Source organism: Sorangium sp. So ce321 (assembly GCF_051530195.1).
Lineage (GTDB): Bacteria > Myxococcota_A > Polyangia > Polyangiales > Polyangiaceae > Sorangium.
Window position 1 is genome coordinate 7,107,560 of the sequence record NZ_CP150329.1, and the last position, 24,217, is coordinate 7,131,776.

A 24,217-nucleotide genomic window follows, 5' to 3' on the forward strand; every position below is an offset into this window, starting at 1 on the left:
AGTCGTCACAGCAGAATCTCCTTCATGCGGGTGGTGGCTCTCGCCAGCTCGGCGAGGCTGACGGCGGTAAAGATGGAGGTGACGTCAGCGTGGAGGTCCTCGTGGCGCATCCGCTCGATGAGGCGGACGGCCAGGAGCGAGTGGCCTCCGAGCGCGAAGAAGTCGTCATGGCGTCCGACGCGCGGCAGCTCGAGGAGCTCGGACCATATCCGGGCCAGCCGCTCCTCGACCTCGCCGCACGGCGCTTCGAACGGCTGGTTCGACGCGGCCGAGTCGTCCGGCGCGGGCAGCGCCTTGCGATCGAGCTTGCCGTTGGGGGTGAGGGGCAGCGCAGCGAGCCGCACGTACGCCGCCGGCAGCATGTACGCCGGCAGCTTCTCGGCGGCGTGACGTCGCAGCGCGTCGTCGTCGAGCGCCGCCGCGCCGGTGTAGTACGCAACCAGGCGCTTGTCGCCGGAGACGTCCTCGCGCAGGAGCACCGCCACCTCGTCGAGCCCAGGCAACTGCGCCAGCGCGCTCTCGACCTCGCCGAGCTCCACGCGGAAGCCGCGCACCTTCACCTGCCCGTCATCGCGCCCGATGAACTCCAGCTCTCCGTCGGGCCGCCAGCGCGCCAGGTCGCCGCTGCGGTACATGCGCTCTCCGGGATGGAACCGGTCCTCCACGAACCGTTCGGCGCTGCGCTGCGGCTGGTGCAGATAGCCGCGCCCCACCTGCGCGCCCGCGATGAACAGCTCCCCCACCACGCCCACCGGCACCGGCTCGCCGCGCCGGTCCAGCACGTACATCCGCGTGTTCGCGAACGGCTTGCCGATGCTCACGCGCGCCGCCCCGGCCTCGTGACGAACGTAGGCCGCGCTGCACGACACCGTCACCTCCGTCGGCCCGTACGTGTTGATCAGCCGCGTCTCCGCGCCCAGCGCCTCCCAGCGCCCCAGCGCGTGCGGCGACAGCGCATCGCCCGTCACGTTCATCATGCGCACTCCGTCCAGCGGCGGCGCGCCCGCCCCCGGACGGCTCCACTCGCCGACAAGGCTGTGCCAGTGCGCCGCCGTCAGGTGCACCACGCTCGCGCGCTCGCCCTCGTCCCCGGCCCCGAACGGGCGCGACCTCGGCAACAGACGCGCTCCCGCCAGCAGCGCTGGCATGATCTCCTCCAGCGACAGGTCGAAGTTCAGCGAGTTCTGCTGCAGCACCGTGTCCGCAGGTCCCAGCCCGAACCACTCGATCGCCGCAAGCGTGTAGTTCACCAGGTTGCGGTGCTCGATCATCACGCCCTTGGGCTGACCGCTCGAGCCCGACGTGTAGATCACGTACGCCAGGTGCTCCGCGCCAACACCGTGCGCCCGCGCGTCGAGGTCGTCATCGCGGCGCGAGGCCCACTGGCCCGCGTCCAGCTCGACGTCGACCACAGCGACCGTCCCGCGCACGTGACGGCGCGCCACCTCGCGCCCTGCACCCGCCGTCAGCACCGCGACAGGCGCGCTGTCCTCGATGATGTGGGCCAACCTCTCGTCTGGATAGGCAGGATCCAGCGGCACGTAGGCTCCGCCCGCCTTCAGCGTGGCCAGGAGCGCCACCAGCACCGCCGCCCCGCGCTCGGCGCACACCCCCACCCGCGCGTCCGCCGTGACGCCCACCTCGCGCAGGTGTCGCGCCAGCCGGTTGGCTCGCCGGTTCAGCTCCCCGTAGCTCACACGCTCTGTCCCGTCGTCCACCGCGACCGCCTCAGGGGCCCGCGCCACCTGCGCCTCGAACAGCTCGTGCACGCACCGCTCCAGCGGCAACGCACGCCCCGTGTCGTTCCACTCGACCACCACGCGCCGCCACTCCGCCGGCGACAGCACAGCAATCGCGCCGATCGGCTGCCGATCGTCGGCCACCATGCCCTCCAGCACACGCAGCCAGTAGCCACGGTAGCGCTCCACCGTCTCGCGCTCGAACAGCGCCGTCGCGTAGTTCAGGCTCCCGACGAGCCCCTCCTCACCCTCCTGCAGCGCCAGCGTCAGGTCGCACTGCGCCGTGTCCAGCTCCGTCGGGAGCGTCGTCACCTGCAAGCCTGGCAGCGTCAGCGGCGCATCCCGCGTGCTGTGCCAGTCCAGCATCACCTGGTACAGCGGCGTGTGCGACAGGCTGCGCGGCGGCGCGACCACCTCCACCACCTGGTCGAACGGCAGGTCCTGGTGCTCCTGCGCTGCCAGCACCTGCGCACGCGTACGCCCCAGCACCTCGCTCACCGTCGGCTCACCCTGCAGGTCGATGCGCAGCGCCAGCGTGTTCACGAAGAACCCTATCAGCGACTCGATCTCCGCCCGACCCCGACCAGCCACGGGACTTCCGATCACCACCTCTTCCTGCCCGCTCAGCCGAGAGAGCACAGCCCCCCAGCTCGCAAGCAGCGTCATGAACATCGTCACCCCGTGCCGACGGCTCAACGCACGCAGCCCGCGCGTCAGCTCCGCTCCCACCTCGACATCGATGCTCGCGCCGGCAGGGTCCTGCTGCGCAGGGCGCGGTCGATCCCACGGCAAGCTCAACAGGCTCGGCGCTCCGCAAAGGTTGCTCCGCCAGAACTCGCTCTGTCGCGCAAGCTGCCCGCTCGCCAGCGTGCTCCGCTGCCACGATGCCCAGTCCGCGTACTGCACCGTCGGGGCCGGCAGCGGATCGCCTCGACCCGACGCATACGCTGCGTACAGCGCGCTCAGCTCGCGCAAAAAGATGCCGACCGACCAGCCGTCCGACGCGATGTGGTGCATCACCACCTCGAGCACGTGCTCGTCTTCGCCCGTGCGCACGACCAGCACCCGCAGCGGCAGCTCCTCGCTCAGCTCGAACGCCGTCGCCGCATGCGCGTCGCCCAGCGCGCGCGCCGCAGCCGCCGCATCGGCCGAGCCCCGCACGTCCTGCTCGCGCAGCTGAACCGCCGCCGTAGCCTGCACGTCCTGCACTTCCTGCACCGGCACGCCGTCCCGCACCCCGAAGCGCGTGCGCAGCGACTCGTGACGTTCCACGATTCGCCTCAGCGCGCCCAACAGCGCGCCACGGTCCAGCACCCCGCGCAGCCGGAACGCACCCCGGATGTGATACGCCGCGCTCGCGCCCTCCAGACGCGTCAAAAACCATAGCCGCTGCTGCATCAGCGACACAGGCTCCGGTCCACGCCGCTCACCCACCGCAATCTCCGGCAGCGCCGTCCGCTCCGCGACCCTCACGCGCGCCGCCAGCCGGTGCAGCTCGGGGTGCGCGAACAGCTCGGACAACGCAAGCTCGACCCCAAGCAACCGACGCACACGCGACACAAGCTGCATCGCCAGCAACGAGTGACCACCAAGCTCGAAGAAGTCGTCGCTCCGACTCACCTGCTCGCGCCCCAGAAGCTCGCTCCACAGCCCGGCAAGGATCTCTTCAATCTGATTCCGCGGCGCTTCGCCTCGCTTTACCTCCGACGCCTCGGGCGCAGGCAGCGCACCGCGGTCGAGCTTGCCGTGCGCCGTCAGCGGCAGCGCCGCGAGCGACACGTACGCCGTCGGCACCATGTACGACGGAAGGCTCCGCGACGCGTGCGCGCGCAGCGCGTCCCCCAGGTCCCCCTCGCCCGTGTAGTACGCCACCAACCGCGCATCGCTCCCCTCCCCGCCCTCGCGACGCGCCACCACCACCACCTCATCGACTCCGCTCACCTCCCCGAGCCGCGCCTCGATCTCCCCTAGCTCGATACGGTAGCCTCGGAGCTTCACCTGAAAGTCGTTGCGACCCACGTACTCGATCGTCCCGTCGGCACGCCACCGACCGAGGTCTCCTGTCCGGTACACCCGTCCTCCGGACACGAACGGATCGTCCACGAACCGCTCCGCCGTCAGACCAGGCTCCCCCAGGTAGCCGCGACCCACCCCCGCCCCGCCAATCACGATCTCTCCGACCACCCCAACCGGCGATGGACGAAACGACGCGTCCACCACGTACACACGCACATTCGCGATCGGTCGGCCGATGTGCAGGACGGAGTCGCCTTCGTGCAGCCGACCGGAGGTCGCGACCACGCAGCTCTCCGTCGGGCCGTAGTTGTTGATCAGGGCCTGACCGGACGGCAGACCCTGCGGCCAGCGGCGCAGCCGATCGCCGCCGATCAGCAACGTTTGCAGGCGCGGGTTGCCCGTTCCGCCGGCGTGGGCCAGCTCCGCGAGCGGCGTGACAAGGAAGCTCACGTCCAGCGCCTGGGCGCGCCACCAATCGAGTAGCCGTTCCGGATCGCCCGCCACGTCCCGTGGCGGCAGCAGCAAGGTGCCGCCACTGCACAGCGGTGGCCAGATCTCCCAGGTCAGCGCGTCGAAGCCAACGCCTGCCGTGCTCGAGCTGCGATGGCCCGGCGCAAGCCCGAACGCCTCGGTATGCCAGGCGACCAGGTTGGTCAGGCTGCGGTGCTCGACCATCACCCCCTTGGGTTCGCCGGTCGATCCCGAGGTGTAGATGACATAGGCGAGGTCGCTCGACGTCGGCGGCGCGGCAGCGGTGTCGTCCCTGTCGTGTCCCCGCCGCGCGCTTGCGTCGAGCTCGACATCGCGGTCGAGATCGAGCACCCGCACGCCTGCGCGCTGTGCGGTCGCGCCAATCGCGAGCCGGGCATGGGCGTCGGTCAGCACGGCGGCCGGAGCCGAGCTCCGCAGCAAGGTTTCGAGCCGCTCGGCGGGATACGCAGGATCGAGCGGCACGTAGGCGCCGCCGGCCTTGGCCGTGGCCAGCATCGCCGTGATCAGCGCGGGGCTGCGTTCGAAGCACAGCGCGACTCGGGCCCCGGAACGCACGCCCAGCTGCCGCAGGTGCCAGGCCAGCCGGTTGGCCCGCGCGTCGAGCGCTGCATACGAGACCGCCTCGTCGCCCTGCGCCACGGCGATCGCCGCCGGAGAGCGCGCGACCTGCGCCTCGAACAGCTCGTGCACGCAGGACTCGAGCGGGTAGGCCCGCGCCGTGTCGTTCCACTCCACGACCACGCGCTCGCGCTCCGCCGCGGGCAGCACGTCGATGCCGCACGTGGGCGCCCGTGGATCCTCGTCCAGCGCGCGGACCAGGCCCGCGAGGGCCTCGTGCATGAAGTCCCACACGCGCGCAGGTCCGATGTCGCTGCTCACCTGTGCGGTGACCGAGAAGTCGTCTCCCATGTCGTCGATCGACAGGACCAGCGGGTAGTTGGTGCGCTCGTTGCCACCGAGAAAATCGATCTCGTCGTCGCGGCCGGGATCCGGAGGCGCGCTCGCGTCGTCGAGCTCTTCCTGCACGACGAGGGCGCCTTGCCGGTAGTTGAGCAGGGCGGAGAAGAGCGGAGTCTGCGCCGGCACGCGGCTCTCGCGCTGCGCGAGCCCGAGCGGCGTGTGCTCGTAGCGCAGCAGCTCGACCACGAGGTCATGGGTGCGTCGGAGGCTGTCTTCGACGCCGCGCTCGTCGACGCGGATCCGCATCGGCAGCGTGTTGATGAACATCCCCATCACCCGGTCGGCCTGGGCGCCGGCATGCATGCGACCGAACAGCACGGTCCCGAACACCACGTCGCGCCGGCCGGTCACCCGGGCGAGCACGAGGCCAAAGGCCTGGTGCATGAAGCTCGCCGGGCTCACCCCGAGCCGCGCGGTGCAGCGCCGGATGGCGCGCGACAGCTCGGCGGGCAGCCTGCTCTCCACCTCCGCGATGCCACGCCCGTCGCCGCGGACGTCGACGAGGCCAAAGGGCGCGGTCGGCTCGTCGATGTCTCCGAGCAGCTCGCGGAAGAACGCGGCGTGCTTGCCGAGGCGGATCGCCTGCCGGGCGCGCGCCACGAACTCGCGGTACGGCGCGGGCCGCGGCAGCTCGTCGAGACGGCCGAGCTCGATGGCCCGCTCCTCGGCGGCCAGCAGCTTCAGCGTCGTGTTGTCGATGACGAGGTGGTGCATGAGGATGCACAGCACCCAGCGCTGCTGCGCGCGGTCCTCGACCACGTGGCAGGCGAGCAGCGGCGGCCGCTGGATATCGATGCGGAGCCGCCGCGGATCGAACCGCCCCTCGAGCGCCCGCACGACGTCGCCGTCGACGGCGCCCAGCTCATCGGGGTCGAGCCACGAGACGGGGACGACCGCGCGCCGGCGCACCACCTGGACCGGCTGCTCGAGGCCGTCCCACCAGAACCCGGTGCGCAGGATGTCGTGGCGGTCGACCATGTGCTGGAGCGCCGCCAGGAAGCGCTCGAGCCGGCCCCGCGACCGGAAGGCCAGGGTGTACGACTCCATGTATGGATCGGTCTCGGACGGCGCATCGAGCCGGTGGTGGAACAGCATCCCCTCCTGCAGCGGCGCGAGCGGGTAGATGTCCTGCACGTTGGCCGCGCCGCCGTCGACCGACGCGACGATCGCGTCGATCGCGTCCTGGTCGAGGCTGACGAGCGTGAGCATCTCCGGCGTGATCCGATCGGCTTGCGCCGGAATCAGGTTCGGAGGCACAGGCAGCTCCGGATCTTCGTTGCGAACCTGCGCCGCGAGCTCCGCCAAGGTCTGCGCCTTGAACACCGCACGCACGTCGCCGTGCAGCCCCTCGCGCCGCATGCGCTCGAGCAAGCTGACCGCCAGCAGCGAGTGACCGCCGAGCGCGAAGAAGTTGTCGTGTCGCCCGACGCGCTCCTGCTTGAGGAGCCTCGCCCACAGCATCGCGAGGCGCTCTTCGACGGGGCCCTGCGGAGGCTCGTAGGAGCGACGCGCGAAAGCCTCGCCCTGAGGCGCCGGCAGCGCCTTGCGGTCGAGCTTGCCGTTAGGGGTGAGCGGCAGCGCTGCGAGCCGCACGTAGGCGGCTGGCAGCATGTAGTCGGGTAGACCCCGCGCGGCGTGCTCACGCAGCGCGCGCGCATCCGGCGCGTGCTCGCCCGTGTAGTACGCGACAAGCCGCCGCTCTCCCGGCGCGCTCTCGCCCACCGGCTGCGCGGCGACCACCACCTCCGCGACGCCTGGCGCGCCGGCCAGCCGCGCCTCGATCTCCCCGAGCTCGATCCGGAAGCCCCGAATCTTCACCTGGAAGTCGTTGCGTCCCAGATATTCGATGCTCCCGTCGGGTAGCCAGCGACCCAGATCGCCAGTCCGGTACAGGCGCCCCGTCCCCGTGAACGGGTCGTCGATGAAGCGCTCCGCCGTCAGCTCCGGCTGACCGAGGTAGCCGCGCGCCACGCCCGCGCCTCCCACGTACAGCTCCCCCGTCACCCCCACCGCCACCGGCTGCCTCTGCTCATCCAGCACGTACAGCCGCAAGTCGGGCAGCTTCACCCCGATCGGGCTCGGACCAGGCCGTTCCGCGTCCCGAGCCGCCAGCGCACGGTAGGTCACGTGCACCGTCGTCTCGGTGATGCCGTACATGTTCACAAGCCGCGTCGCTTGCTCGTCGTTGCGCTCGTACCAGGGCTTGAGCGTCCGAAGCTCCAGCGCCTCCCCTCCGAAGATCACCCAGCGCAGCTGGTGCACACTCCTCGTCTGCGCCTGCGCCCCCATCAGGTGCTGGAACGCGCTCGGCGTCTGGTTCAGCACCGTCACCCCTTCGGCGCACAACAGCTCATAAAACTCCGCCGGCGAGCGCGCGGTCGTCAGCGGCACGACCACGAGCCGCCCGCCGTACGAAAGCGCTCCCCACAGCTCCCACACCGAAAAGTCGAACCCGATCGAGTGGAACAGGCTCCATACGTCTCGCTCGTCGAACCCGAACCACCCCTCGGTGCTCGCGAACAACCGCGACACCTGCGCGTGCTCGACCATCACGCCCTTCGGCCGACCCGTCGAACCCGACGTGTAGATCACGTACGCAAGGTGGCTCGGCGACACTTCCACCCCCGGATCGCGCTCGTCCGCCTCCGCCCACTGCGCCGCGTCTCGCTCGATATCGACCCACCGCGCCGACCCCGACACTGGCTCACCCAGCGCACCGCGCCCCGTCGCGTCGACCAGCACCACCGATGGGTCGCTGTCGGCGAGCGTCGCCACCAGCCGCTCCGAGGCGTAAGCCGGATCCAGCGGCACGTAGGCTCCGCCCGCCTTCAGGACCGCAAGGATCGCCGTCACCAGCCCCACCCCGCGCTCGAGGCAGATCGCCACCCGATGCTCCGGACCCACCCCCACCCCGCGCAGGTGATGCGCCAGGCGGTTCGCCGCCGCGTTCAGCGCTCCGTAGCTCACGCGCTCCGCTCCGTGCACCAGCGCGATCGCCTCGGGGTTGCGCCGCACCTGCGCCTCGAACTGCTCGTGCACGCACCCTCTGCTCACCGACCCACGCGTCTGGTTCCACCTCTCCACCACGTCCAGGCGCTCGGCCTCCGGCAAGATCGGCAGTCGAGCGACCACCGCCTCGCCGTCGGCGACGAACCCCTCGAGCAGCGTCTCCCAGTACGCGACGAGGCGCTGCGCGGTCGCGCGGTCGAACAGCGCGGTGGCGTAGTTGAGCGTTCCGGTGATCCCGTGCGCTCCGTCCTCGAGCGAGAGCGTCAGGTCGAACTGGGCGGTCGCCTGTCCGACCCGCAGCGGCGTCACCGTGACGCCGGGCAGGCAAAGCTCGCGCTCTGACCCGCTCTGCCAGGCGAGCATCACCTGAAATAGCGGCGTGTGGGCCAGGCTGCGCGGAGGCGCGACCGCTTCGACGATCTGATCGAACGGCAGATCCTGGTGCTCGTGCGCCGAGAGCACCTGCGCGCGGGTGCGTGCGAGGAGCTCCGCCACCGTGGGCGCTCCCTGCAGGTCGATGCGGATCGGCAGCGTGTTGACGAAGAAACCGACGAGCGGCTCGATCTCGGCGCGGTCGCGCCCTGCCACCGGGGTTCCGATCACCACTTCGTGCTGCGCAGCGAGGCGCCCGAGCGTCGCCGCCCAGCTCGCCAGCACCGCCATGTACGGCGTCACGCCGTGCCGCCGGCACAGCGTCCGCAGCCGCTGCACGAGCGCGGCATCGAGGCTCACGCCGACCTCGTCCCCGGCGTGAGCCTGTTCCGAGGGCCGCGGCCAGGTGGTGGGCAACTCGAGCAAGATCGGCGCACCGCCGAGGGTCCGGTGCCAGTACGCGCGCTGGCGCTCGAGCTCGCCCTCGATGAACCAGGCGCGCTGCCAGGCGGCGTAGTCGGCATACTGGATGGCGAGCGGCGGCAGCGGGTCGGATTCGCCCGCGAGGTAGAGGGGGTACAGCCGACCGAGCTCGTCGAGCAGCACACCCACCGACCAGCCGTCGGAAGCGATGTGGTGCATGACGACCTGCAGCAGGTGCTCGTCCTCGGACACGCGCACGACCAGCGCGCGCACCGGAATCTCGCGCGCGAGGTCGAACGGCGCGCAGGCGTGGGCCTTCACGAGCTCGAGGGCCCGGGCCGCGGCGTCCGACGCGCCGCGCAGATCGTCCTCGGCGACCGGTAGCTCGGCGCCGGGCTCGACGATCTGCACCGGCTGGTCGTCGACGAGCCGGAAACGGGTGCGCAGCGCCTCGTGTCGCTCCACGACGCGACGCAGCGCGCGGATCAGGACCGGGCGATCGAGCGGGCCGGTCAGCCGCGCCAGCGCGGTGAGGTGGTACGCCGCGCTCGCGCCTTCCACCCGAGTGAGGAACCACAGGCGCTGCTGCGCGAGCGACAGCGGCAACGGCCCCGTGCGCGCTGCCGGCCGGATCGGCGGCAGCGACGAGGCACGCGCGCCTGCCAGGTGCTCGGCCAGCCGCCACAGCTCTGTGTGCGCGAACAGATCGGCGAGCGAGATCTCGACGTCGAGCGTCCGGCGTAGCCGCGCGAGCAGCCGCACCGCCAGGAGCGAATGCCCGCCGAGCGCGAAGAAGTCGTCGCGGCGTCCGACCTGCTCGAGCTGCAGCAGGTCCTCCCATATCGTGGCGATCAGCTGCTCGGTCCCGCTGCGAGGAGCGTCGTACGACCGCCGGACGTGCGCGTCGGCATCCGGCGCGGGCAGCGCTCGGCGATCGAGCTTGCCTGTCGGAGACAGCGGCAGCGCGGCGAGGCGAACGTACGCGGAGGGGACCATGTAAGCGGGCAGGTGTTGCGCCACGTGCTGCCTCAGCGTCTCGGCGTCCGGGGCCGCGTCGCCGACGAAGTACGCCACCAGCTTCTGGTCGCCGTGCCCGTCGAGCTCGATTGCGCGGGCCACCACCACGACGTCCGTGACGCCCGTGACCTTCGCGAGCGCTGCCTCGATCTCGCCGAGCTCGATGCGGAAGCCGCGGATCTTCACCTGGTTGTCGTCGCGCCCGAGGTACTCGATGGTGCCGTCCGGTCGCCAGCGACCGACGTCGCCGGTGCGGTACAGCCGCGCGCCCGACGCGCCCAGCGTGCTCGGCGTGTCGAGGAACCGCTCTGCCGTCAGCGCGGGCTGGTTCAGGTAGCCGCGTCCGACCTGCACGCCCCCGATCACGATCTCGCCCGCCACGCCAGCGGGTACCGGCCGCAACGCGCGATCCACGAGGTAGACCCGGACGCCGGCGCTCGGGCGACCGATGATCCGCCACTGGCCCGCGCGGCCCTCGGCTTCGTGCATCGTCGCGCTGATCGTCGTCTCGGTCGGCCCGTAGGTGTTGAGCAGCCGCGGCCGGTGCCCGTCGCGCGCAAACCACGCCGCGAGCGCGCGTTCGGTCACGGCTTCGCCGCCGATGATGACCTGCCGCACCGAGACCGGGATCGACGCTCCCTCGGGATCGAGCGCGAGCTGCGCCCAGAACTGGGTCGGCAGATCCACGACCGTCACGCCGTGCGCCTCGCACAGCGCCCAGAATGTACGCGGACCGGCCAGCCACTCGTCGGTGCGCATCACGAGCGTGGCGCCGCGCATCCAGGTCGCGAACAGCTCCTCGACGGACGTGTCGAACGACAGCGAGGCGAACTGCAGCACGCGATCGCCCGGACCGAGGCCGATCCGCTCGGCCAGCGCGGCGTTCTGGTTCACCACGCCGCGGTGCTCGATCATCACGCCCTTGGGGCGCCCCGTGGAGCCCGAGGTGTAGAGCACATACGCGAGGTGCTGCGGACCCAGACCGATGGTCTGGCGATCGGGGTTGCGCTCGCTCTCGTGCTGCCATGCGGCGTCGGCCTGCAGGTCGACACGAGGCAGGTGGCGCGCGACAGCGTCCGGGAAAGGCCCGACGTGGAGCATGACCCGCGGGCCGCAGTCCTCGACCATCTGACCCAGGCGCTCCAGCGGATAGCTCGGATCCAGCGGGACGTAGGCGCCGCCCGCCTTGAGCACGGCCAGCACGGCCACGACGATCTCGGCGCTGCGCGGACCGTACACGGCGACGCGGTCGTCGGGTCTCACGCCCATGGCGCGGAGGTGATGCGCGAGCCGGTTGGCCTGCGCGTTGAGCTCGCCGTAGCGGAGCCGGCGATCGCCCCACGCGAGCGCGATCGCGTCGGGGCGCAGCGCCGCCTGCTGCTCGAAGCGCTCGTGGATGCACGCATCCACGTCGGCCGCGGCCTCGCCACCCGCGCTCCAGGCCTCGATGATCTGCACACGTTCGGGTTCGGGCAGGACCTCGAGCTCGCGAACCGGCCGATCCGGATTGCCCTCGAGCGCCTGGACCAGGCCGGTCAGCGCGCAGACCATGTAGTCGCACAGCCGTGCTGCGCCGATCGAGGCGTCGGCCTGCGCGGTCAGGTGGAAACCGTCGCCCAGGTCGTCGACATCGACGCTCAAGGGGTAGTTGGTGCGCTCGCGGGCGCGGAGCAGCGCGATGCCATCGCCGAGGTATCGCGCCTGACCGCTGCGATCCACCGCGGCCCGATCGCTGTGGCGATAGTTCAACAGCGAGGTGAACAGAGGGGTCTTCGCGGGGACGCCACTCGCACGCTGGGCGAGCGCCAGCGATGCGTGCTCGTGGCGGAGCAGCTGGACGAGCGTCGCGTGCGTGCGCTCGAGCGCGCGCCGGACGCTGTCATCGCCGACGTCGACGCGCATCGGCAGCGTGTTGAGGAACATCCCCAGCGCGCGATCGGCGTCCGCGCCGCTCTGCATCCGACCGAACAACAGCGTGCCGAACACGACATTGCGCCGCCCGGTCGTCCGGGCCAGGACCAGGGCCCACGCCAGGTGGACGAGGCTTGCCGCGCTGACCCGCATGGCGCGCGCGACGCGGCGGAGCGCGGTCGATATCGCGGGGTCGAGCATCTGTCGGACCTCGTCGTGGCCGCGGCCATCGCCCCGGACCTCGACGACACCGAACGGCGCGGTCGGCTCCTCGATGTCGCCCAGCAGGCTGCGGAAAAACGCGTCGTGGTCGTCCTGGCCCACGCTCGTGCAGGCCTGGGCCACGAAGTTGCGAAACGGCACCGTCCGCGGCAAGCGGTCTCGCTCGCCGCGGACGATCATGCGCGCCTCCTCGACGAGCAGGTCCAGCGTCGTGTGATCGCTGATCAGGTGGTGGGCGAGCAGGTGCAGCAGCCAGGGCCCGCCCGCGGAGCCACGCGACGTGCCTGCCGCCTCGTCGGCGATCTCGGCCGGCGTGTCGTCGGGGGCCACGTAGCAGGTGAGGAGCGGCGCGCGGCCCACGTCCAGGCGATAGCGAGATGGGTGGTGCAGCGCTTCGAGGCGTCCGGCCGCGTCGTCGCCCTGCGCATCCAGCTCCACCTGCTGGACCGAGAGCGTCGCCCGCCGCCACACGACCTGGACCGGCTGGTCGAGCCCTTCCCAGACAAAGCCGGTGCGCAAGATGTCGTGACGATCGATCACCTCCTGCAGCGCGGCGACGAAGCCGTCGAGCCGCGCTCGGGTGTCGAAGCGGAGCACGGTGGACAACAGGTACGGGTCGCCGCCGTCCTGGAGCAGGTAGTGGAAGAACAGCCCCTCCTGCAGCGGACCCAAGGGATAGATATCCTGGACGTTGGCCGCTCCGCCCTCGACCTTCGCGACGATCGCGTCGATCGCGTCCTGGGGCAGCTTGACGAGAGGGAGCATGTCCGGCGTGATCCGGGAGACGGGCGTGGTCCGCTCGTTCCGGTGCTCGAGCTCGGCGAGCAGGGCGGCCTTCCCGCTCCGCAGCGACTCGACCAGCGCCGGGTCGAGCGCGCCGCGCGGCGCGCGAATGACCAGCTCACCGCCATCGGCGTGGATCTGGATCTGCTTCTCTTCCAGGAGCTGCAGCAGAGCGTGTGTGTTCACAGTCGGATCTCCTCGACGTCGAGCCCGAAGGCCGCGTCCTGATCGCGGACGCCGCCCGGGTGGCGCGCGATCGGGCGCGGGGGAACGTTCGGTTCGTCAGCGGTGGCGCGCACCTGCGCCGCCAGCTCGCTCAGCGTGGCCGTCAGAAAGATCGCGGTGACGTCGGCGTGCATGCGCGCGCGGCGCATGCGCTCGATCAGCCGGATGGCGATCAGCGAGTGGCCGCCCAGCGCGAAGAAGTTGTCGTGGCGTCCGACTTGCTCGACGCCGAGCAGCTCGGCCCAGATCTCGGCGAGCGTCTGCTCGATCGCGCCCTGGGGAGCCTCGTACGCCTGATGCCCGGATGCTGCAGCCTCCGGCGCGGGCAGCGCCTTGCGATCGAGCTTGCCGTTGGGGGTGAGGGGCAGCGCAGCGAGCCGCACGTACGCCGCCGGCAGCATGTACGCCGGCAGCTTCTCGGCGGCGTGACGTCGCAGCGCGTCGTCGTCGAGCGCGGCCGCGCCGGTGTAGTACGCAACCAGGCGCTTGTCGCCGGAGACGTCCTCGCGCAGGAGCACCGCCACCTCGTCGAGCCCAGGCAACTGCGCCAGCGCGCTCTCGACCTCGCCGAGCTCCACGCGGAAGCCGCGCACCTTCACCTGCCCGTCATCGCGCCCGATGAACTCCAGCTCTCCGTCGGGCCGCCAGCGCGCCAGGTCGCCGCTGCGGTACATGCGCTCTCCGGGATGGAACCGGTCCGCCACGAACCGTTCGGCGCTGCGCTGCGGCTGGTGCAGATAGCCGCGCCCCACCTGCGCGCCCGCGATGAACAGCTCCCCCACCACGCCCACCGGCACCGGCTCGCCGCGCCGGTCCAGCACGTACATCCGCGTGTTCGCGAACGGCTTGCCGATGCTCACGCGCGCAGCGCCTGCCTCGTGACGAACGTACGCCGCGCTGCACGACACCGTCACCTCCGTCGGCCCGTACGTGTTGATCAGCCGCGTCTCCGCGCCCAGCGCCTCCCAGCGCCCCAGCGCGTGCGGCGACAGCGCATCGCCCGTCACGTTCATCATGCGCACTCCGTCCAGCGGCGGCGCGCCCGCCCCCGGACGGCTCCACTCGCCGACAAGGCTGTGCCAGTGCGCCGCCGTCAGGTGCACCACGCTCGCGCGCTCGCCCTCGTCCCCGGCCCCGAACGGGCGCGACCTCGGCAACAGACGCGCTCCCGCCAGCAGCGCTGGCATGATCTCCTCCAGCGACAGGTCGAAGTTCAGCGAGTTCTGCTGCAGCACCGTGTCCGCAGGTCCCAGCCCGAACCACTCGATCGCCGCAAGCGTGTAGTTCACAAGATTGCGGTGCTCGATCATCACGCCCTTGGGCTGACCGCTCGAGCCCGACGTGTAGATCACGTACGCCAGGTGCTCCGCGCCAACACCGTGCGCCCGCGCGTCGAGGTCGTCATCGCGGCGCGAGGCCCACTGGCCCGCGTCCAGCTCGACGTCGACCACAGCGACCGTCCCGCGCACGTGACGGCGCGCCACCTCGCGCCCTGCACCCGCCGTCAGCACCGCGACAGGCGCGCTGTCCTCGATGATGTGGGCCAACCTCTCGTCTGGATAGGCAGGATCCAGCGGCACGTAGGCTCCGCCCGCCTTCAGCGTGGCCAGGAGCGCCACCAGCACCGGCGCCCCGCGCTCGGCGCACACCCCCACCCGCGCGTCCGCCGTGACGCCCACCTCGCGCAGGTGTCGCGCCAGCCGGTTGGCTCGCCGGTTCAGCTCGCCGTAGCTCACACGCTCTGTCCCGTCGTCCACCGCGACCGCCTCAGGGGCCCGCGCCACCTGCGCCTCGAACAGCTCGTGCACGCACCGCTCCAGCGGCAGCGCACGCCCCGTGTCGTTCCACTCGACCACCACGCGCCGCCACTCCGCCGGCGACAGCACAGCAATCGCGCCGATCGGCTGCCGATCGTCGGCCACCATGCCCTCCAGCACACGCAGCCAGTAGCCACGGTAGCGCTCCACCGTCTCGCGCTCGAACAGCGCCGTCGCGTAGTTCAGGCTCCCGACGAGCCCCTCCTCACCCTCCTGCAGCGCCAGCGTCAGGTCGCACTGCGCCGTGTCGAGCTCCGTCGGGAGCGTCGTCACCTGCAAGCCTGGCAGCGTCAGCGGCGCATCCCGCGTGCTGTGCCAGTCCAGCATCACCTGGTACAGCGGCGTGTGCGACAGGCTGCGCGGCGGCGCGACCACCTCCACCACCTGGTCGAACGGCAGGTCCTGGTGCTCCTGCGCTGCCAGCACCTGCGCACGCGTACGCCCCAGCACCTCGCTCACCGTCGGCTCACCCTGCAGGTCGATGCGCAGCGCCAGCGTGTTCACGAAGAACCCGATCAGCGACTCGATCTCCGCCCGACCCCGACCAGCCACGGGACTTCCGATCACCACCTCTTCCTGCCCGCTCAGCCGAGAGAGCACAGCCCCCCAGCTCGCAAGCAGCGTCATGAACATCGTCACTCCGTGCCGACGGCTCAACGCACGCAGCCCGCGCGTCAGCTCCGCTCCCACCTCGACATCGATGCTCGCGCCGGCAGGGTCCTGCTGCGCAGGGCGCGGGCGGTCCCACGGCAAGCTCAACAGGCTCGGCGCTCCGCGAAGGTTGCTCCGCCAGAACTCGCTCTGTCGCGCAAGCTGCCCGCTCGCCAGCGTGCTCCGCTGCCACGCTGCCCAGTCCGCGTACTGCACCGTCGGGGCCGGCAGCGGATCGCCTCGACCCGACGCATACGCTGCGTACAGCGCGCTCAGCTCGCGCAAAAAGACGCCCACCGACCAGCCGTCCGACGCGATGTGGTGCATCACCACCTCGAGCACGTGCTCGTCTTCGCCCGTGCGCACGACCAGCACCCGCAGCGGCAGCTCCTCGCTCAGCTCGAACGCCGTCGCCGCATGCGCTTCGCCCAGCGCGCGCGCCGCTGCCGCCGCATCGGCCGAGCCCCGCACATCCTGCTCGCGCAGCTGAACCGCCGCCGTAGCCTGCACTTCCTGCACCGGCACGCCGTCCTGCACCCCGAAGCGCGTGCGCAGCGACTCGTGACGTTCCACGATTCGCCTCAGCGCGCCCAACAGCGCGCCACGGTCCAGCACCCCGCGCAGCCGGAACGCACCCCGGATGTGATACGCCGCGCTCGCGCCCTCCAGACGCGTCAAGAACCATAGCCGCTGCTGCGTCAGCGACACAGGCTCCGGTCCACGCCGCTCACCCACCCCGATCTCCGGCAGCTCCGTCCGCTCCGCCACCCTCACGCGCGCCGCAAGCCGGTGCAGCTCGGGGTGCGCGAACACCTCGGACAACGCAAGCTCGACCCCCAGCAACCGACGCACACGCGACACAAGCTGCATCGCCAGCAACGAGTGACCACCAAGCTCGAAGAAGTCGTCGCTCCGACTCACCTGCTCGCGCCCCAGAAGCTCGCTCCACAGCCCGGCAAGGATCTCTTCAATCTGATTCCGCGGCGCTTCGCCTCGCATCACCTCCGACGCCTCAGGCGCGGGCAGCGCACCGCGGTCGAGCTTGCCGTGCGCCGTCAGCGGCAGCGCCGCGAGCGACACGTACGAAGTCGGCACCATGTACGACGGAAGGTGCCGCGACGCGTGCGCGCGCAGCGCGTCCCCCAGGTCCCCCTCGCCCGTGTAGTACGCCACCAACCGCGCATCGCTCCCCTCCCCGCCCTCGCGACGCGCCACCACCACCACCTCATCGACTCCGCTCACCTCCCCGAGCCGCGCCTCGATCTCCCCTGGCTCGATACGGTAGCCTCGAAGCTTCACCTGAAAGTCGTTACGACCTGCGTACTCGATCGTCCCGTCCGCTCGCCACCGACCGAGATCCCCAGTCCGGTACACTCGTCCTCCGGACACGAACGGATCGTCCACGAACCGCTCCGCCGTCAGACCAGGCTCTCCCAGGTAGCCGCGCCCCACCCCCGCCCCGCCAATCACGATCTCACCGACCACCCCAACAGGCAATGGTCGAAACGACGCGTCCACCACGTACACACGCACATTCGCGATCGGTCGGCCGATGTGCGGCGCACCGCCCGAGATGCGAGCCACCGTGGCGTCGACGGTGCACTCGGTCGGGCCGTAGACGTTGTAGAAGGTCGTCGGGCCGTGCTCGACCAGCGCATGCCACTGCGCCGGGCTGATCGCCTCGCCGCCGACCAGCGTGACGGCGCAGCGAGGCGCCCCGTGCTCGTCCAGCGTCAGCGCCAGCTGAGACGGCGTGCAGTCCAGGACGTCTATCTCGTGCGCGGCGACGAAGTCGCGCAACGCCGCGCCGTCGACCCGCACATCGGCCGGCACGACGACGAGCGTGCGTCCAGACAGCAGCTGGACCCACTGCTTGACGGACGAGTCGAACGCGAGCGGCGCGTTGAGGCTGACCCGCCGGCAGCGCGGGTGATGCGCGTGGATGGCGCGCTCCAGCGCCGCCCAGAGGTTGACCACACTGCCGTGCTCGACCATGACCCCCTTGGGTCGCCCGGTCGATCCCGACGTGTAGATGACGTAGGCCAGCTGGCGAGCCGGATCGCTCGACGCGCCGGGCGCATCGCTTGCCGTCTCATCAAGCCGCGCGTCGGCCATTCCCCGGGCAAGCGCGATGTTCGCTCCGCCCGCGGCCAGCAGGATCACCGGCGGTGCGGGAGGTAAGCTCGCGCGGAGCGCCGCCTGCGAGATCACGCAGACCGGTCCGGCATCGACCAACACCTGCGCGAGGCGCTCCGGCGGCGACGACGGGTCGAGCGGCACGTAGGCGCCTCCGGCCTTGAGGATGCCGAGCACGGCGACGATCATGTCAACCCCGCGCTCGAGCACGATCGCAACCCGGCGATCTGGCCCGACGCCGTGGGCGCGCAGGGCCTGCGCCAAGCGGTTCGCCCGCGCATCGAGCTCGGCGAACGTCACCTCGACGTCCCCGTGCACGACGGCGATCGCCCGTGGCGTCCGCGCGACCTGCGCCTCGAACAGGCCGTGGACAGACGCGCCTGGTGGGACCTCGATCGCGGTGTCGCTCGAGGAAGCGAGCACGCGCTCGCGCTCGGACGCCGGCAGCACATCGAGCTCACGCACGGGCCGCGCGGGCTCCGTTGCGAGCGCGTGGACCAGCACCTGTAGCGCGGTCTCTACGAAGTCGCAGATCCGCTCTGGCCCCACCTCCCGCGGCGCCTTGGCCGTGAGGACGAGCGCCTGCCCGAGATCGTCGATGGTGAGACCGAACGGGTAGTTCGTGCGCTCGCGGCTGGCGAGGAGCTCGATCTCCGATCCCAGCACGTGCGCCAGCGGTGGCGCACCGCTGTCGTCGGCGCTGAACCGGTAGTTGAGGAGCGAAGTGAACAGCGGCGCCTGGCTCGGGATCGCGCTGGCTCGCTGCGCCAGCGCGAGGGGCGCGTGCTCGTGGCGGAGCAGCTCGACGATGCGCGCGTGCGTGCCTCGCGCCGTGTCCGCGACACCGCGCGCGTCCACGTCGAGGCGGATCGGCAGCGTGTTGATGAACACGCCGAGCGCCCGGTCCGCTCGCGCGCCGCCCTGCGCGCGACCGACGAGCACGGTGCCGAACACGACGTCGCGCCGGTCCGTCGTCCGCGCCAGCACGAGCGCCCACGCCAGGTGAAAGAGGCTCGCCGGGCTCACGCCCAGCGCCCGCGCGCGATCGCGGACCGCGCGCGCGAGCTCGGCCGACAAGGGCCGGCTCGCCTCGGCGATGCCGCTGCCGTCGCCGTGCACGTCAAGCAGCCCGAACGGCGCGGTGGGCGCATCGACGTCGCCGAGCATCTCGCGGAAGAACGCCTCGTGCTCGCTGGCAGAGACCCGCAACCTCGCCTGCGCCACGAAGTCGCGGAACGGCGCCGGCACCGGCAGATCGCGCTGGCCGTCCTCGATCGCGCGCGCCTCGGCGAGCACGGTCTCCAGCGTCGTGTGGTCCAGCACCAGGTGATGAAACAGGAGGTGCAGAATCCAGCGCCCGCGCGTCGGGTCGGCAGCCACGCGACCGCGAAACAGCGGCGGCCGGGTCACGTCGATCCGCGCGTCGTGACCTGCCTCGAGCTGCGCGACGAGCTCGCCGGCGTCCGGATCGAGCGCGACGACCTCGACCTCGAGCGTCGCACGCCGGTGTACCACCTGGACCGGCTGCTCCAGGCCCTGCCAGGCAATGGCGGTGCGCAGGATGTCGTGGCGGTCGATCACCTGCTGCAGCGCCTGGAGGAAGCGGTCGAGCCGCGCGCGGCTGGCGAAGCCGAACAGGCCGGACATGACGTACGGATCCGCGTCGTCGGGACTCCGCACCAGATGGTGGAACAGGATCCCCTCCTGGAGCGGCGCCAGCGCATAGATGTCCTGCACACCGGCCGCGCCGCCATCGACCGCCGCGACGATCGCGTCGATCGATGCCTGGCTGAGGCTCACCAGCGGCAACATCTCGGGCGTGATGCGGTCGGCGTCCGGCGGGATGAGGTTCGGCGGCACCGCCACCTCGTCGCTCTCCGCGCCGACCTGGCTCGCGAGCGCCGCCAGGGTCGGAGCGCTGAACACGACCCGCACGTCGGCGTGCATGTGCGCGCTGCGCATGCGCTCGATCAGCCGGATAGCGACCAGCGAGTGGCCGCCCAGCGCGAAGAAGTTGTCGTGGCGGCCGACCCGCTCGATCCCGAGCAGCTCGGCCCAGATCCCGGCGAGCGTCTGCTCGGTCGCGCCCTGGGGAGCCTCGTACACCCGGTGCGCGAACGCCGCAGCGTCCGGCGCGGGCAGGGCCTTGCGATCGAGCTTGCCATTCGCCGTCACCGGCATCGCCGCGAGCCGCACGTACGCCGCCGGTACGGCCGCCGCTGGCAGCCGCAGCGCCGCGTGCGCTCGCAGCGCCGCGGCGTCCGGCGCCTGCTCGCCTTCTGCCGTGTAGTACGCCACCAGCCGAACGTCGCCCGGCTCGTCCTCGCGCGCCGTCACCGCCACCTCGCGCAGCCCCATCACCTCGGCGAGCCGCACCTCGATCTCGCCCAGCTCGATCCGTACGCCGCGGATCTTCACCTGCAGGTCGTTGCGCCCCAGGTACTCGATCGCCCCGTCAGACCGCCAGCGCCCCAGATCTCCCGTGCGATACAGCCGACCACCCGCCGTGAACGGATCGTCGACGAACCGCGCTGAGGTCAGCGCCGGCTGGTTCAGGTAGCCCCGGGCCACCTGCACGCCGCCGATGTAGATCTCGCCCGCCGCGCCCACCGGCACCGGCTCCCGCCGCTCGTCTAGAATGTAAAGCTGTGTGTTCGCAATCGGCCGGCCGATGGGGATCGGGTCGCTCGTCTCGCCCGGCCTGCACTGCCACGCAGTGACATCCACGGCCGCCTCGGTCGGCCCGTACAGGTTGTGGAGCTCGACCCCGGGCAGCCGGTCGTGGAAGCGCCGCACCAGCGGCGCTGGCAACGCCTCGCCGCTGCAGAACACCCGCACCAGGCTCGTGCACCGCTCCGCCACGTCCTCGGCCAGGAACGCCTGCAGCATCGACGGCACGAAGTGCAGCGTCGTCACCCTCGCGCGCTCGATCAGCGTCGCCAGGTAGTCCGGGTCCTTGTGCCCGTGCGGACGCGCCATCACCAGCTGCGCCCCCGCCATCAGCGGCCAGAACAGCTCCCACACCGACACGTCGAACCCGAACGGCGTCTTCTGCAGCACCACGTCCCGGTCGCCCAGCCCGTACGCCTGCTGCATCCACCGCAGCCGGTTCACCACGCCGCGGTGCTCGTTCATCACCCCCTTGGGCGTCCCCGTCGAGCCCGACGTGTAGATCACGTACGCCAGGTCGCGCTCGTGTCCCTCCGCCGGCGGCGCGTCGCACGGCTCGTGCGAGAAGCCCCAGGCCTGCATCGAGAGCGCCACGCGCCGTGCGCCGATGCCTTCGACCTCGGCCAGCGTCCGGTCCCCCACCGCGTCCACCAGCACCACACGCGGCGCGCTGTCCGCGACCATCTCGCGCAGCCGCACCTTCGGCTGGTCAGGATCGAGCGGCACGTAGCAGCCGCCCGCCTTCAGCACCGCCAGGAGCCCGATCACCATCTCCACGCTGCGCTCCAGGCACAGCCCCACCGGCACGTCTGGGCCCACGCCCTGCCGCCGCAGCGCGTGCGCAAGCTGGTTGGCGCGCGCATTGAGCTCCGCGTAGGGCAGCCGCCGCGCTCCGTCGTCCACCGCCACCGCGGCCGGGGTCCGCGCCACCTGCGCCTCGAACAGCTCGTGCACCCGCAGCCCCGTCGGGTACGCCGTGCCGGTCTCGTTCCAGCCCACCACCACCTGGCGCCGCTCGTCCTCGTCGATCAGCGGTAGCGCGCCGATCGGCTGGCCAGCGCCGCCTTCGAGCACAGCGTTCATCACGCACGAAAGGCGGCGCTGAACGCGCTCGATCTCGCCGCGCTCGAAGGCCGCACGGCTGTAGTCGATCTCGATGACCGCGTGGTCGGTCCCCGGATACTCGTTGATGCACACGGCCAGGGGAACCTGAGCGAAGCCGCTGTACATCTTGTCGACCACCGCCCAGCGCGCCGCGCCGATCGGCGTTGCTTCCGGATAGATGTCCAGGCTCAGCGTCACGTCGAACAGCTGCCGCCGGCCGAGCTGGTCGAGGCGCAGCGACCTGTTGAGATCCTGGATCGGGAATCGCTGATGGCGATAGCAACGCCGCAGCTCGGTGGCCACGTCCTGCATCAGCTCGGCGATGCTTTGGTCGCGATGGACCTGGATCCCGAGCGGGATCATCGAGGAAAACATGCCCGCCGTGCTCCGGTCGCGCGCCGTGCCGCGGTTGTGCACCGACACCCCGATCACCACCTCCTCTGCGCCGTGCGTGCGCGCGAAGTAGGTGGCCACGACGGCGAGCACGAAGTGCTGCAACGTGCTTCCGGACGCCGCGAGATACGCGCGCAGGCGGGCGAGCTCGTGGCCCTCGATCCGCCGCATGACACGGTCGCTGACCCAGGCGTCGCGACCGCTGGCCATGGCCTCGAACGCGCCCGGGGAGAGGAGCGGCGGTGGCAAGCTGACGAATCGCTCTGTCCAGAACTGTCGATCGGCCTCGTAGCGGGGCGACGCCAGATACAGCCGGTCTTTCTCGGCAAATTCGAGGTAGGACGGCGCAGGCGCGCCGCGCGAGCACCGCTCGTAAGCCTCCGCGATGGCGCGCACCACGATGGCGAAGTGGGTGCCGTCGGACACGAGGTGGTGGAAGTGGAGACGAAAGTACCGGCAGTCCGGCCTGATCCGCACGAGCTGCGCCTCCCACAGCGGGCGGCCGTGGAGCTCGAACGGCGTGCTCGCTGCCCGCTGGATGTGGGCCCAGGCGCGCGCCTCGGCGTCGTCGTGGCCGGTCAGGTCGAGCACCGGCACGACGCCACCGACACGCGGCAGGACGCGCTGGAAAGGGACACTGGCCTCCTCCCCGATCACCAGCCGAAGCGCGTCGTGGGTCTCCACGACGTGACCGATCGCCGCCTCGAACCGCGCCTCGTCGAGGTCGCCGTCGATCCGAAAGGCCATCCCGATGTTGTAGGAAGGCACCCCTGGCGCCAGCATCTGATCCAGCCAGACCGCCTGCTGGACGGACGTGAGGTCATGTCGAGTGGTCAACGGCGACTCCTGGGCGCTCGGGTGACATCGGTTCGCAAGCGAGAAGCTCATCCACACCTGGCGCGTGGCCTCGGGCGGCCCCCGGCTCGGGGTGCGCCGCGGCCGGCGACGTGGCTGTCGTCGGTTCATCCGCTGGATCGGGCGTCCCCTCGTCGAAGTCTCGGAATCGCGGCGAGAGCAGCGCGACGAGCGACAGGAGGCCGCCAGCGGCGCCGCACACGATGAAGACGAAGGCAAGACCGCGGCCCTTGCCTGTGCCGACCCAGGCGCCCACCGTGCTCGCCCAGGCGCCTCCGGCCAGGAGCGCCGGCTCGAAGACATGGTGAGCGAAATAGCCGCCCACCAGCATCGCCACGCACAACATGATCCCGTTGAGCGCAGCGTTCAGCGCGAACAGACTCCCTCGGTTTTCGACCGGCGTCTTGCGCAGGAGCAGCGCGAGGGCGCATGCGGTCGACGTCGCACCGCCGAAGTACGCGCCGAACGCGCACAGGGCCCACAGGACCGTCGAGCTCGCGAGCCCGACCAGCACCAGCATCAGCGATACCGACAGTTGAGCCACGAGCATCCAGCGCATCTGGCGACGACGCACCGGCGCGACCACCAGCAGCGCCGACCCCGCCACCGCTCCCAGCGCACCGCTGCTCAGGATCCAGCCGACCGCATCGCTGGTATGCGTCGAGAGGGCGAGCGGGATCATCATGCTCGCGGCGAGCACGACGAGGGCCTCCTGGATCGCGCCATAGATCGAAAGCCCGGCCATCATCGGCACCTCGCGCAGATAGGCCAACGCGGAGCGCACGCTGAGAGCGATCTCGCGGAAGAGCGACGACCGCCCCGCGCGCTCGACCCCGCGGACGGCCTGCCGGCTCCGCGAGAGCCCGCCGAACGCGGCGATCGCTCCGGCAGCCACGAGGAGAATGTTCACGGTGACGATGCCGGTCAGCCCGAGCGCGGCCATGAGGTAACCCGCGACCAGGGGCACCGCGACCTGGAACACGCTCTGCGTGAGTCCGATCAGCGCGCCAGCCTGGGTGAGCCGCTCCCGCGGCACGATCGATCCCATCGCCGCCCGGTACGCCGGGATGCGGATCGATCCAACGACCGCGCTGGCGGCGTTGAACGCATAGAGGTGGCCCGGCTGCATCCGATTCTGAAACACCAGGACGGCGAGCACGGCGACCAGCACCGCCGAGCAGGCGTCGCACCCCACGATGACCCAGCGCCGGTCGAACCGATCGGCCAGCGCGCCCGCCACCGGGGTCATGAGCAGGCTTGGAAACGCGGTCGCCACGATCGCCAACGAGAACTGCTGCGCAGATCCCGTCCGCTGGAACACCCAGACTCCGAGCGCGAACGTCATCAGCGCGGAGCCGAGGTCGAAGGCGGTCTCGCTCGCCCACAACAAGGCGAACGCCTGCCGGACGCGTGATTGCGTCA

General features: G+C 71.2%; 3 protein-coding genes. All 3 read right to left on the bottom strand.

What is annotated here, in order from left to right:
• Positions 1 to 5 precede the first annotated feature (5 nt).
• Genes WME89_RS26135 through WME89_RS26145 form a run of 3 tightly spaced genes read right to left on the bottom strand, consistent with a single transcriptional unit; the run spans position 6 to position 24,182 of the window.
• A complete protein-coding gene (locus WME89_RS26135) occupies positions 6 to 13,130 on the bottom strand; it encodes an amino acid adenylation domain-containing protein (RefSeq protein ID WP_438011794.1) in 13,125 nt (4,374 codons plus the stop codon).
• On the bottom strand, positions 13,127 to 22,777 hold the full coding sequence (locus tag WME89_RS26140) for an amino acid adenylation domain-containing protein (protein ID WP_438011795.1): 9,651 nt from the start codon (positions 22,775 to 22,777) through the stop codon (positions 13,127 to 13,129). Before WME89_RS26140 ends, WME89_RS26135 begins: the two co-directional genes overlap by 4 nt.
• On the bottom strand, positions 22,761 to 24,182 hold the full coding sequence (locus WME89_RS26145; protein WP_438011796.1) for an MFS transporter: 1,422 nt from the start codon (positions 24,180 to 24,182) through the stop codon (positions 22,761 to 22,763). Before WME89_RS26145 ends, WME89_RS26140 begins: the two co-directional genes overlap by 17 nt.
• Positions 24,183 to 24,217 lie beyond the last annotated feature (35 nt).